The 12,232-nt window shown below is 62.8% G+C and carries 12 protein-coding genes; 7 read left to right on the forward strand and 5 right to left on the reverse strand.

Annotation, left to right across the window (positions count from 1 at the left end; genetic code table 11):
• Window positions 1-21 precede the first annotated feature (21 nt).
• Both ACFO3E_RS14445 and yczR read left to right on the forward strand, forming a co-directional pair.
• Complete coding sequence (locus tag ACFO3E_RS14445; RefSeq protein WP_066525812.1) at window positions 22-480, forward strand: hypothetical protein; 459 nt, start codon at window positions 22-24, stop codon at window positions 478-480.
• A 143-nt stretch (window positions 481-623) separates the two neighbouring features.
• Complete coding sequence (gene yczR, locus ACFO3E_RS14450) at window positions 624-2,087, forward strand: MocR-like transcription factor YczR (RefSeq protein WP_380805513.1); 1,464 nt, start codon at window positions 624-626, stop codon at window positions 2,085-2,087.
• Window positions 2,088-2,299: 212 nt separating this feature from the next.
• On the opposite strand, the gene ppa is transcribed toward yczR, so the two are convergent.
• Window positions 2,300-2,842, reverse strand: coding sequence for an inorganic diphosphatase (gene ppa / locus ACFO3E_RS14455; protein WP_066525809.1), 543 nt, complete (start codon window positions 2,840-2,842; stop codon window positions 2,300-2,302).
• 41 nt (window positions 2,843-2,883) lie between these two features.
• A complete protein-coding gene (locus ACFO3E_RS14460) occupies window positions 2,884-4,797 on the reverse strand; it encodes a M61 family metallopeptidase (RefSeq protein WP_380805516.1) in 1,914 nt (637 codons plus the stop codon).
• Between the two features lie 154 nt (window positions 4,798-4,951).
• Here ACFO3E_RS14460 and hisS point away from each other — a divergent pair, with 154 nt between their 5' ends.
• From hisS to ACFO3E_RS14480, 4 genes are all read left to right on the forward strand, one after another.
• A complete protein-coding gene (gene hisS / locus ACFO3E_RS14465; RefSeq protein WP_380805519.1) occupies window positions 4,952-6,214 on the forward strand; it encodes a histidine--tRNA ligase in 1,263 nt (420 codons plus the stop codon).
• Entirely contained in the window at window positions 6,214-7,305 is a 1,092-nt protein-coding gene (gene prfA, locus ACFO3E_RS14470; protein WP_066525804.1) for a peptide chain release factor 1, read from the forward strand. Before hisS ends, prfA begins: the two co-directional genes overlap by 1 nt.
• Window positions 7,302-8,129, forward strand: a complete 828-nt coding sequence (prmC, locus tag ACFO3E_RS14475; protein ID WP_066525801.1) for a peptide chain release factor N(5)-glutamine methyltransferase — start codon at window positions 7,302-7,304, stop codon at window positions 8,127-8,129. The genes prfA and prmC overlap by 4 nt, the downstream gene beginning before the upstream one ends.
• Before the next feature lie 314 nt (window positions 8,130-8,443).
• Entirely contained in the window at window positions 8,444-9,220 is a 777-nt protein-coding gene (locus tag ACFO3E_RS14480; RefSeq protein WP_066525798.1) for a DUF4167 domain-containing protein, read from the forward strand.
• 83 nt (window positions 9,221-9,303) lie between these two features.
• Here the strand turns inward: ACFO3E_RS14480 and ACFO3E_RS14485 are convergent, their stop codons facing one another.
• Window positions 9,304-9,684, reverse strand: coding sequence for an acyl-CoA thioesterase (locus tag ACFO3E_RS14485; RefSeq protein WP_066525796.1), 381 nt, complete (start codon window positions 9,682-9,684; stop codon window positions 9,304-9,306).
• Window positions 9,674-9,973, reverse strand: a complete 300-nt coding sequence (locus tag ACFO3E_RS14490; protein WP_066525794.1) for a hypothetical protein — start codon at window positions 9,971-9,973, stop codon at window positions 9,674-9,676. The genes ACFO3E_RS14485 and ACFO3E_RS14490 overlap by 11 nt, the downstream gene beginning before the upstream one ends.
• A 75-nt stretch (window positions 9,974-10,048) precedes the next feature.
• On the opposite strand from ACFO3E_RS14490, the gene ACFO3E_RS14495 reads away from it, so the two are divergent.
• Window positions 10,049-10,477 (forward strand): CBS domain-containing protein, encoded by a 429-nt coding sequence (locus ACFO3E_RS14495; protein WP_066525790.1) that lies wholly within the window; start codon window positions 10,049-10,051, stop codon window positions 10,475-10,477.
• A 4-nt stretch (window positions 10,478-10,481) separates the two neighbouring features.
• Here the strand turns inward: ACFO3E_RS14495 and ACFO3E_RS14500 are convergent, their stop codons facing one another.
• Window positions 10,482-11,969 carry a lipopolysaccharide biosynthesis protein gene (locus ACFO3E_RS14500; RefSeq protein WP_066525789.1) on the reverse strand — a complete coding sequence of 496 codons (1,488 nt, stop codon included), beginning with the start codon at window positions 11,967-11,969 and terminating at the stop codon, window positions 10,482-10,484.
• Between the last annotated feature and the right edge of the window lie 263 nt (window positions 11,970-12,232).

The raw sequence follows: 12,232 nt of genomic DNA on the forward strand, positions 1-12,232 counted from the left end.
GCCGGGGTTTATCAGCGTGGAATGCGCGCCATTCTTCCTTTTCTTCTCATGCTTGGCGCCTGCTCCGACAGCAGCGACGTGCTGCAGGATTTGCCCAATAGTTCTATCGCCGGCGCACCCCGTGAAGATATGCCGGAGACGCGGCTGGAAGCGAAGATCAGGCGTCCGGTGACGATCGGGGAAGATGGCCCTCGGCTCGACCCATGCGGTGCGATGGGGCAGGCGGTGCGCGTCGGCGCTCGCGGCCTCGCTATCCGTGCCGCGCCCTTTGCCGAGGCGCAGGAAGTTGCGCGTCTGGCGGAAGGTGGCCGGGCCTATGTCTGCACGCGTAGCCTCGACCAGAAATGGCTGGGCGTGGTCGTGGAAGATACCACCAGAGATTGCGGTTTGTCGGAACCAGCCGAACGTAAGCAGTCCTATGAAGGGCCTTGCTTGAGCGGTTGGGTGTCGAGCGCCTCGATGCGGCTGATCGGTCGCTGATAAAAGAAAAGGACCGGCCAGCGGGCTCTGCTGGCCGGTCAGGGGGCAAGGGTCTTCCGCTGGCTTGCAATAAAATGGCCTTTTACAACACATCCATTTGACGATAGGTGGACTTGTCGTTCTCCTCTTGAAAAGAACTGGTCATGTCCACTTCCGCGCTTCGCCCTCCTTCGCTGCTTCGCCTGCTGGGCGCCTGGCGGGTAGAGGAGAGCGCCGAGCCGGCTTATCGCCAGCTGGCCCAGGCGTTGCGCATGCTGGTGCTGGACGGGCGCGTCGGCCTCAATGTCCGGCTGCCCGGCGAGCGGGAGTTGGCCGCTGCGCTGGGCCTCAGCCGCACGACCATCGCGGCCGCTTTCGATCGGCTGCGCGATGAAGGCTATTTGGAAAGCCGTCAGGGTTCCGGTAGCGTCACTCGTCTGCCACCAGGCCGGGTGGAGCTGGAGACGCCTGAGATCGACATGGTTTCTCATGGCAATATCCTGAACTGGACCCATGCCGCCTTGCCCGCCGCACCGGGCGTTGGCCGCGCCTGCCAGGCGGCGGTGGAGGCGCTGCCCGCTTTCCTGGGGGAGCTTGGTTATGACCCGCTGGGGCTGCCGCCGCTGCGCCGCGCCATCGCCGCGCAGTTCGAGCGGCGGGGCTGTCCCACCAGCCCCGACCAGATCATCGTCACCAACGGCGCGCAGCAGGGTTTCGCTCTCCTGCTGCAATGGCTGACCGGACCGGGTGACCGGGCGGTGATCGACCATCCGACCTATCATAATGTCATCCAGGCGCTGCAGCGCGCCCATGTCGTGCCAGTGCCCGTCGGCCTCCCCGCGCAAGGGTGGGACATTGACGCCATGGAGGCGGCCTTCCGCCAGACGAGCCCGCGCTTTGCCTATGTCATCGCCGACTTCCACAATCCCACTGGCCGCAGCATGGATCCGGCGACCCGGCGCGCGCTGGTCGCCGCCGCAACGCGCAGCCATACGCCGCTGATCATCGACGAGACGATGGTCGCGATGGGGCTCGACTTCCCTGCGCCGCCGCCGGTGGCGATCCATGATCCTTCCGGCCGCCAGGTCATCACGATGGGATCGGCGAGCAAGATCTTCTGGGGCGGGCTGCGCGTCGGCTGGATCCGCGCCGATCCGCAGACGATCGCGGCGCTGGGGCGGCTGCGCACGACGATGGACATGGCCAGCCCGGTGGTGGAGCAGCTTGCCGTCGCGCAGCTGATCGACGGCGATGAGGGGCTAGGGCCTCGTGCTGATCTGTTGCGCGCCCGCCGCGATCATCTGATCGCGCAGATCGAAAAACATCTGCCGCACTGGCGTGTCGAATCGCCGGCCGGTGGTCTCTCGCTCTGGGCTGAATTGCCCCGCGCCGAAGCGACCGCGCTGGCGGCGATCGCGGAAAGTCACGGGGTACGGGTGGCGCCGGGCCCGCGCTTCGGGGTCAGCGGCGCGTTCGAACGATTCCTGCGTCTGCCCTTCACCTTGCCCGAGGAGCAGCTGACGATGGGGGTCGAGCGATTGGCGGAAGCCGACGCCCGGCTGCACGCCCGCATGCCGCGTGGGCGGGATTCGCTGGCGGCCGCGCTGGAGGCGGATCGGCTGATTTGATGTTTGTCGTCGATGTGAGAGGTTGGTGTGGATGGGAGGTGACGCGCCACCTTACCGTCACCCCTGCGGAAGCTGGGGTCTCAGGCCATGTAGCGCCACATCTCCTGAAATTCCAGCTTTCGCTGGAATGACGGTTTGTGGCCGACACCGGGCATGAAAAAAGGCCGCGCAGGACATCTCCCGCGCGGCCTCTTTAACAGTTGAAGTGGCGCTTACGCCGCCTTCTTCTCAGCCTTGTAGCGTTCGATGGCCTCGATGGTGATGCGGCGGGCGTCTTCCGCGCCGCCCCATGTGCCGACCCGCACCCACTTCTGCTTTTCCAGATCCTTATAGTGGGTGAAGAAATGCTCGATCTGCTCCATCACGATTCCGGGCAGATCGTCCTTCTCATCGACGTCGCTATAATAAGGGAAGGTCTTGTTGTCCGGAACGCAGACCAGCTTTTCGTCGCCACCGGCTTCGTCTTCCAGATTCAGCACGGCGATCGGACGCGCGCGCACGACCGAGCCGGGCACGAAGGGCGAACGCGCGATCACCAGCGCGTCGAGCGGGTCGCCATCGGGCGACAGGGTGTGCGGCACGAAGCCGTAATTGGCGGGATAGCGCATCGGCGTGTGCAGGATGCGATCCACGAACAGCGCGCCCGATGCCTTGTCGAACTCATATTTGACGGGCTCGCCACCCACGGGGACCTCGATGATGACGTTCAAGCTGTTGGGCGGATCGTCGCCGACCGGGATCAGTTCGATATTCATGACTTACGCCTTCTAAAAATCGCGTTGGCACTGCGGGTGATTCATGTTTTCGGTCTGAGCAGCCGGTCCAGGCTGCCTTCACCCTCTCCTGTCTTTTCGAGGCGCGGATAGCGCAGCCCGCCTGAATATGCGAGCGTCAAAGTGCGATAGTATTTATCCTGTTTGACGATCATCTGCATCGGTTTTGCGGCCTTCAGTGCAGCCTTGAAGACGTCGGCGGAATATTCGTCGCCATTGATCGCGACGATCTTCGCGCCGGTGACCAGGCCCGCCTTGAAGGCGGCACTGTCCCAGACGACGTTCGAAACCTCGCCATCGCCCTTCACGATCAGGCCGATACCGAAGCTTTGGTCGAGATTCTTGCCCTCGGCCGCTTTGGTGAAAGCGTTGGGCGTATCGCCATAGACGAGCTTGTATCCGCCCAAGGCGAAACCGCCTTTGGGTGTTTCGCGCGTGGTGCTGTCCACATATTTGTCGAAGAAGCCGGTCCAGTCATAGGGAGCGATGGCGTTCAGCGTCTTGATCACCTCGCCGCGATTATAGACGACCTGTCCCCAATCCCCCGGATTGATGCCGAAAAAGGCTTTGGCGAAATCATCCAGGCCCTTGGCGCCCTTGGTCTGCTGGCGGATGATCGCATCGGCCTCCAGCCAGATCATCAACCCTTCATTATAATAGTCTTCGGACCGCTGCCAGCTAGACCAGCCCTTGGGCCGCCGCGCCGAGATGATGGGGTCGTGGGTCGTGTCTTCCATCGGCCGCCATTCGCGGCCGCGCGTTGTGTCCAGTTTGGCCGCGATATGGGCGTAAGCGTCCAGCGTCTCCTGTTTGGTGAACAGGCCCGAGCGCGCGCCAAGCACATAGCCCCAGAATTGCGTCTGCCCTTCATAGACCCACAGCAAATTGTCCTGCATCGGCACGTTGAAATCGGGCGTCCACAGCAGGTCGGGGCGGCGAAACTTGCCGTCCCAGCTATGGGTGAACTCATGGGGCAGAAGGTTGCGGTCAAGCAGCGCCTCGCCCTCGCTCCATTTCTTGAAATAGCCCGGCTCCACCTGATTTTCCGATGAGCGGTGATGTTCAAGGCCAATGCCGCCCATCTCGTCGGTGATGGCGAAGAGGAAATCATAATGATTGAAATGATAGGCGCCGAACAGCGCGCCCGCTTCATCGACCAGCTTCTTATGCTTGGCGATCTGGTCGGGCTTGGCTTCCAGCTCATCGGCATCATCGGCGATCATGTTGAGCGTGACATTGTGGCCGAGGTCCACCGGCTTGAAATAGCGACCGGCAAAGATCGGCGAATCCTGCAAGGCTTCATAGTCGATCGTCTCATAGGCGACGGTCGATCCACTCTTCTTCCCTCGCAACGCCGTCGCCGCCTGCCAGCCATCGGGATAGGTGACGGTCGCCTGCACCGGAATCTGGCGCGTGAAATAGCCGGCGGGATAGAGCGATACTGACTCCCACTGGATGTTCAGCATCTTGGGCGTGACAACTACCCGGCCCTGATTGGATTGGGTGGCGGACAGGAACTGGAACTCCGCGACGACCTGTTTCGTGCCCTGCGGCACATCAATGACAAAGCCATAGACGTTCAGCGGGTCGCGTTTCCAAGCCAATGGCTTTCCGTCCGCGGTGAAGGTGAGGCCACTGAGCTTTTCGATTTGCCCGCGCGGCGCATGATTGCCGGGCAGCCATTGCGGCATCAGCAACGTCATCGGGCCGCTCGCTGCCACCGGGATGGTTTCCTTCACGCGAAAGATGCGCTGCACCGTATCACTGGCATCGACCTCCAGGCGGATGGCGCCGCCCGGATAAGGAACATCGCGCGGCGCAGGGCTCGCGTAGTTGACGGGCAGGGCGGCAGGCTTTGACCTTACGGCATTCTGGGCGAATAGGGGGCTGGCGATTGCGGTGGAAAGCAGAAGAGCGGCAGCAAGGCTGCGGATCATGGCCATCTCCGAAAAAAAGATGCGGCTGGAACGCCTTAAGGAGCCCAGAATGACGAGCCGGACCGGCGCCGTCCACCCCCATTGGCCGAAGCCTTATCATATGGCAAAAAAGCGCGTTTCCATGGGGCTTCTTTGCCGCTAAAGGCGCATCCCCATGGCGAAAATCGAAACCCCGCGTCCGGTGCGCGGTACGCAGGACATGCTGGGTGGTATGAGCGAGGCGTTCCAGGAACGCTTCGCCCATGTCGTTGCGACCTTCGACCGGGTGCGCAGGCTCTACGGCTTTCAACGCGTCGAAGTGCCGGTGTTCGAAGCCACTGCCGTCTTCGCCCGTTCCTTGGGTGAAAGCACGGATGTCGTTTCGAAGGAAATGTACACGTTCGAGGATCGCGGCGGCGACAGCATCACGCTGCGTCCGGAATTTACTGCCGGGATTGCGCGCGCCTATGTGACCGAAGGCTGGCAGCAATATGCGCCGCTGAAGGTCGCCACCCACGGTCCGCTGTTCCGCTATGAGCGCCCGCAAAAGGGCCGTTTCCGCCAATTCCACCAGCTTGACGCCGAGATTATCGGCGCGGGTGAGCCGGGCGCGGACGTGGAATTGTTGGTCTTCGCCGACCAGCTGCTGCGCGAACTCGGCGTGTCGGAAGGCGTGACGCTGAACCTTAACACGCTCGGCGACGCGCAGAGCCGCGAAGCCTGGCGCGCCGCTCTGGTCGCCCATTTCGAAGCGCATCGCGATCAGCTGTCGGAGGAAAGCCGCGACCGTCTGCACCGCAATCCTTTGCGCATTCTCGATAGCAAAGACCCGCGTGACCGGCCTGTGGCGGATAGCGCACCGGATATCGACCTCTTTCTGACCGACGAAGCGCGCAGCTTCTTCGACAAGGTGACGGCTGGCCTTGATGCGGCAGGCGTCGCCTGGGAACGCAATGCGCGGTTGGTGCGCGGCCTTGATTATTACCGCCATACGGCGTTCGAGTTCATTACCGATCGCCTCGGTGCGCAGGGGACCGTGTTGGGCGGTGGGCGCTATGATGGACTGATCGAAAATCTCGGCGGACCGTCCACGGCTGCGGTCGGCTGGGCGGCGGGGATCGAGCGGTTGGCGATGCTGATCGAGGCGCCTGAACTCGACAAGCCGAGTGTCGCGGTCATTCCGATGGGTGAGGCCGCCGAAACCAAGGCTACAGGCATCATCGCTGATCTGCGCCGTGCAGGATTGGCCTGTGACATGGGCTATCGCGGTAATATGAAAAAGCGGATGCAGCGCGCCAATGCTTCGGGCGCTGTCTGGGCGATCATCCTTGGCGACGATGAACTGGCCCGAGGCGAGGCGGCGTTGCGCGATCTGCGCTCGGGCGAGCAACAGGCGGTGCCGTTAACCGCGTTGGTTGAGACGCTGACGGCCACCTGATGCATATTTCCGCCGAACGCATCGCGCAGATTGAAGCGCGCCGGGACGAGGTGCAGGCGTCGATGACGCGCGCCGATCTCGCGCCCGACGAGTTCGTTCGGCTGTCCAAGGAATATGCCGAGATCGAGCCGGTGGCCAAGGCCGCGCATGAGGTGCGGCGGCTGCGGCAGGAGCTTCAGGCGCTCGAATATATGGCGGGCGGTGACGACGCTGACGCTGATGCCGCCATGCGCGAAATGGCGCAGGAGGAAATGCAGCTGATCAAGGGCCAACTGCCCGCGGCTGAGCGCGCCCTCGCGCTGCAACTATTGCCTAGGGACTCCGCGGACGCGCGTCCGGCGATGCTGGAAATCCGCGCGGGCACCGGGGGCGACGAGGCCGCACTTTTCGCGGGCGACCTGTTCCGCATGTATCAGCGCTATGCCGACGCGCAGGGCTGGAAGATGGAGATGATCTCCGCCAACGCGGCTGAAGTGGGCGGTTTCAAGGAAGTCGTGGCCAGCGTCACCGGCATCGGCGTCTTCGCCAAGCTCAAATTCGAAAGCGGCGTCCATCGCGTCCAGCGCGTGCCCGTCACCGAGAGCGGCGGGCGTATCCACACCTCCGCCGCGACGGTAGCCGTGCTGCCGGAGCCGGAGGAGGTTGATGTGCAGATCGCGGACAGCGACCTCAAGATCGACATTTACCGCGCTTCGGGCGCTGGCGGCCAGCATGTCAACACGACCGACAGCGCCGTGCGCATCACCCATCTGCCCAGCGGCATCGTGGTGACGCAGCAGGACGAACGATCCCAGCACAAGAATAAGGCGAAGGCGATGCAGGTGCTGCGCGCCCGCCTTTATGAAGCAGAGCGGGAGCGCACCCAAAGCGAGCAGGCGGGGGCCCGCAAGGCGATGGTGGGGTCCGGCGATCGCTCGGAGCGCATCCGCACCTATAATTTTCCGCAGGGCCGGGTGACGGATCACCGCATCAACCTGACCCTGCACCGCCTGCCGGAAATTCTCGAAGGCCCCGGCCTCTCCGAAATTATCGACGCGCTGATCGCTGAAGATGAAGCGGCGCGCCTCGCCCAGTTGGACGGCATCGGGTGAGTATCGCGCAGGCGCTGCGTGATGCGGCCGCCCGTCTTCAAGAGACCAGCGATACGCCTCGCCTCGACGCCGAACTGCTGCTCGCCCATGCGCTAGGCTTGGATCGAAACGACCTTCTGCTCCGCCAGCGTGAACTGGCTGTGCCCTCCGGCTACCGGGCTTTGATAGAGCGCCGTATCGCTGGCGAACCCGTCGCCTATATCATCGGCATGCGGGATTTTTGGACAATCAGCCTACATGTCACGCCCGATGTTCTCATACCCAGGCCGGACACCGAAACGCTGATCGAAGCGGCTATCGAACATTTCAAAGACCGGCCACCGGCCCGCATCCTTGACCTGGGGACCGGTTCGGGCGCGTTGTTGCTCGCGGCGCTCGACCAATGGCCAGAGGCGACGGGGCTGGGCGTCGATATCTCTACCGCTGCGCTGGCCGTGGCGCGGGGCAATGCGGAGCGGTTCGGGCTGGACAGCCGGGCGTCCTTCTGCCTTGGGGACTGGGGGCAGGGCGTGACCGGGCCGTTTGACCTGGTCCTGATCAACCCCCCCTATATCGCTCGCGATGCGGCGCTTGCAGGGGATGTGCTGCATGAACCGCAAGGCGCCTTATATGCAGGTGCCCAGGGTCTCGACGATTACCGGCGGATCGCGCCCATGCTGCCCCGCCTGCTTACCGCGGATGGAATGGCCGCAATCGAGATAGGTTATGATCAGCGCGAAACCGTGTCTGCTTTGCTTTCCGATCAAGGGCTTAGCGTCGCCTGCCGCTCGGATCTGGCGGGGCATGACCGTTGCCTTGTCGCGACGCTGCCGGGGACCTGCTGAACCAGAGGCGGAATTGCATGGCTCCGCGTGAAATTTGCTTGGTTTATGGCTTTAAAGACACTACATGAGGAGCAGGGACGGCACTATCCTGAGGATCTGCCCTGTGGGGCTTAGCTGAGAAAAGGCCGTTTTCCCGCTCCTTCAAAGTCACGACGGCGCTGCTGCGCAAGCGCCTCTGGCAGCGTAAGGGCAAGGGCTGTCGCAGCCCCTGTCCGGCGGAGCCCTACCCGGCCTGATAAGCGGGCCGTGCTTTAGGATAGCGACTGAACTATGATTTCAGTGAATGTTGGCAAAGTGAACGCAAGGACCAGGTCTTGATCAACAACAGGCAGGCCGGTCGCCGTAATCGCGGCCGGAACAATAACGGTCGTCCCAATGGTGGTAATCGGGGCGGCGGCGACAACGGCAACCGGATTGACAGCCGCGCACGCGGCAATGCGGCTCAGCTTCTTGAAAAATACAAGAATATGGCCCGCGACGCGCAGATGGCCGGCGACCGGGTGAATGCGGAATATTATCTGCAGTTCGCCGATCATTATTTCCGCGTCCTTGCCGACAACCGCGCCCGACAGGAAGAGCAGCAACAGCGCTATCGCCGTCCGGACGACAATCTCGATTATGAAGGCGATGATTTCGACACCTCCGAATATGGGGGTGAGGATAGTCGCTCTGAACCGCAGCAGCCGCAGCAGCAGTTTGACCGTGGCTATGAAGGCGAGCGCCGCCGGGAACAGCCCCGCGACTATCAGGACAATCGCGACGGCCGCAACCGCCGCGACCGTCCGCGCCGTGATCGCCCCGCCTATGAAGGCGGTTCCGAACAGCCGCAGATGGAGGTAGTCGAGGCGCCTGCCCCTGTGACCGATCGCGCGCCAGAACCGCAGGTGGCCGCGGAGGCCGAAGCGCCGCGCCCCCGCCGGGGCCGGCCGCGCAAGGCCGAAGTTGTAAAGTCGGAGGGCAGCGAGGGGTTGGACCTGGCCGTCCTGCCGCCATCGATCGCGCGCGCTGACAATGACAGCGAGCCCGCTGCAGAGGAAGCGCCCCGCAAGCGCACCCGCCGCGCGCGTCCCGCTGCCGAAGCGGCTGAATGAACTGAATAGGCGGCGCTCGAAAGAGCGGCCTTCGGAATGAAAAAGGGAATGGCGCGTGCGTCATTCCCTTTTTCATTTGCGCGTCAGCCTTCGGGCAGCACTCTTGGCCGATGCTCTTCGTCCAGCGCTACGAAGGTGAACAGACCGCTGGTGAGATCGACCTCCTGCTGGTCCACGCCCCGTGTCGCGACCACATCGACGCGGATGCCGAGCGAGGTCCTGCCTCGCCTTTCTTCCCGCCCATAGACAGCCACGACATCCCCCACCAGCATGGGGGATATGAATTTCATGCCATCAATCGCCACGGTCGCAACCGCGCCGCGCGCAAGCCGCCCGGCCACGATTCCTCCGGCGATGTCCATCTGGCTCAATATCCATCCGCCGAAAATATGGCCGTTGCTGTTGATCTCCGTTAGGCGCGGCACCACGCGCAGGACCAGTTCGCCCCTATTGTCAGTCGTCAATGGATACCTCGTCCTTCAGCGGGTCAATCACCTGATCGTCATGGCCTGTTCCGCTCGACAGGAACACGAGCGCCATCAAAGCTGTCCCGAGCATGAAGGTCAACCAGACCCCAAGGACGGTCGCCAGGATCATGTGGAATGGCATGGGTCCGGCCCAAAGGCGAAGGCAGATCAGCGCGATGCCGACGCACAGTGCACCGCCTGCCGCCATCCACAGCATGATGCGGCGAAACCGCCTCCATGCCGTTGCGGCGATCTGCGGATCATCCAGGGCTTGCGGGTGTCTCATCCCTTTTCTTTGGGGTGTGAAAGTGGGATCATCAAGGGACTGGACCATAAAGTCATAACGGCAAGGAGACGGGGCATGACGATCACCGCGATTCTGCAAGGCAAGGGGCGCGAAGTCACTCAGGTCAGGTCGGACGATAGCGTCCTCTCAGTCGTTCAGCTTTTGTCGGAGCGGCGGATTGGCTGCGTTCCGGTCGTCGATGACGGCCGGGTGCTCGGCATCTTCTCGGAACGCGACCTTGTCCACCATATAGCCCGCGACGGAGCGGGGGTGCTGGAACGGCGCGTCGGCGACGTGATGACCGCGCCGGCGATCACCACCGATGATAAGACCCCCGTCATCCACTGCCTCTCATTGATGACCAAGAAACGCGTGCGTCACTTGCCGGTCGTGGTCGATGGCGTTCTCATCGGCTTGGTGTCGATCGGCGACCTCGTCAAATTCCGCATCGATACGATCGAATCGGAAGCAGCGGCGCTGCGCGATTATATCCAGTCCGCCTGAGCCATCAGGCGGAGGCGGGCTGTGGCGGCGCCCGGCGAATCACCAGGGCCGCCAACTCCATCATCGTGCCGCGCGCGCACAGCATCAGTGCGGCAAGAAAGGCAAGGCCGCCTGCGGGCACCAGCACGCTCAGGCGGAGCGGTGCAGGCAGTGCAGGCAAGAGCGAATCGAGTATCGCTACCGCGCCCGCCATCAGTATCGAGCACCCAAGACCCGGGGCCGAAGCGCGAATCAGGTCCACCAATCGCAGCCCCATGGGCTGTCCAGCCAGATACGCCGTCACTGCCGTGAGAATCGGAAAAGCGCCCAGCCATGCCCAGGCCAGTCCAATGGCTCCGAACTGGATGCCGACAAGAAAGGCAGCGGGCATCAGCACTGCACCGACCGCCGCGATTCGCGCCGTGGTGCCGGGCCGCCCCAATGCGTTGCTGACCGGTGCGAACATCACCTGCAGCGTCATGAAGGGCATCGCCAGCGCGAGCACCGATACGAACGGCGCCATCTCCAGCCATTTTTCACCGAACAGCGTTTCGACCAGCGGCTCGGCCGTCACCGCCATGCCCAGATAGACCGGGCAGGAAATCAGCAGCAGCAAGCGCACCGCCTTGCAGAACGACCAGGCGATTCGCCCGGGATCTTTCTGCATCCGCGCATAAGCGGGGAAGGCGACGTCGTTGAGCGGGGGGATGAATTTCGACACGAAAATCTGGGTCAGGAACAGCGCTTCGGCATAAAGGCCAAGCTGATGCGGATGGAGCATGCGCCCGCCGATGAACACATCCGCCTGGCTTTGCACGATCCAGAAAAGCTGGCCGCCCAGCAGCGACGCTCCATAGGCGACCATCGCGCCCGTACCGCGGAAATCGAAGCTGGGAATCGGCCGGAAGCCGGTCGCGACCACATAGCCGGCGGCCTTGACCCAAAAGCCAGCCATGGGCGCGAAAACCAGCGTCCACACGCCCCAGCCCGACAATGCACCGGTAAGCGCTGCCCCCGCCGAAGCCGCCGCCGCGATTAGGTTGACCAGTGCGGGCCGCCGGAAATCCAGCGCCCGCCCCATCAGCGCTTCCGGAATGGAGATGAATGGCGTCGATAGGTAGAGCAGCGCTTGCACCCGCAGCAGGTCGGCCACCATCGGCTGGTCATAATAGTCGGCTGCCCATGGAGCGATGAGGAGCTGGGCGAGCGCCAATCCGCCATTTAGCAGCAGCATGATGCTGAACGCCTGTCGCAGCTTGTGCGAATCGAGCGTTTCCGACTGCACCAGCGCACTCACCAGCCCATAGCCGTTGAGGAAGGTCGCGAAGTTCAGGATTACCTGCGTCATCGCGAACAGGCCATAATCGGCCGGATCGAGGAGGCGGATCACCACCAGCGTCACAACCCAGCTGATCATCTGCGACACGATCTGGCTACCCGAACGCCAGAATAGGGCGCTCCTTATCCGTGCGCCGAAACCTGCATCCTCTGCATCGGCATCCTGCAAACCCATTCTGATCCCATTCTTCAAGCCGGTGTGGCGGTCGATCCGTCCCTATCGCGGCAACCTCCAAAAATTTGTGAAATAAAACTGCAAAAAGTGTTTGACGGTCCGGGAAGCCCTCCATATATGCCGCCTCACCGGACGGAACGACGCCAACACGGCGCTGAAACGGTCGGTCGCCAACATAGACGGGAAGCATCTCCCTCGGAAGTAAGTTTCGAGGAGGGTTAGCTGTCCCTCTTAGTTTGTCGGCTCTTTGACATTGTTAGTAT

Source organism: Sphingobium tyrosinilyticum, assembly GCF_042654265.1.
Taxonomy (GTDB): Bacteria; Pseudomonadota; Alphaproteobacteria; order Sphingomonadales; family Sphingomonadaceae; genus Sphingobium; species Sphingobium tyrosinilyticum.

Bases quoted from the DNA above. Each gene is read 5' to 3' on its own strand.
- ACFO3E_RS14500 (WP_066525789.1), bottom strand. From the start codon at position 11,969: ATGGGTTTGCAGGATGCCGATGCAGAGGATGCAGGTTTCGGCGCACGG.
- hisS (WP_380805519.1), top strand. From the start codon at position 4,952: ATGGCGAAAATCGAAACCCCGCGTCCGGTGCGCGGTACGCAGGACATG.
- ACFO3E_RS14495 (WP_066525790.1), top strand. From the start codon at position 10,049: ATGACGATCACCGCGATTCTGCAAGGCAAGGGGCGCGAAGTCACTCAG.
- ACFO3E_RS14460 (WP_380805516.1), bottom strand. From the start codon at position 4,797: ATGATCCGCAGCCTTGCTGCCGCTCTTCTGCTTTCCACCGCAATCGCC.
- ACFO3E_RS14445 (WP_066525812.1), top strand. From the start codon at position 22: ATGCGCGCCATTCTTCCTTTTCTTCTCATGCTTGGCGCCTGCTCCGAC.
- prfA (WP_066525804.1), top strand. From the start codon at position 6,214: ATGCATATTTCCGCCGAACGCATCGCGCAGATTGAAGCGCGCCGGGAC.
- ACFO3E_RS14490 (WP_066525794.1), bottom strand. From the start codon at position 9,973: ATGAGACACCCGCAAGCCCTGGATGATCCGCAGATCGCCGCAACGGCA.
- yczR (WP_380805513.1), top strand. From the start codon at position 624: ATGTCCACTTCCGCGCTTCGCCCTCCTTCGCTGCTTCGCCTGCTGGGC.
- ppa (WP_066525809.1), bottom strand. From the start codon at position 2,842: ATGAATATCGAACTGATCCCGGTCGGCGACGATCCGCCCAACAGCTTG.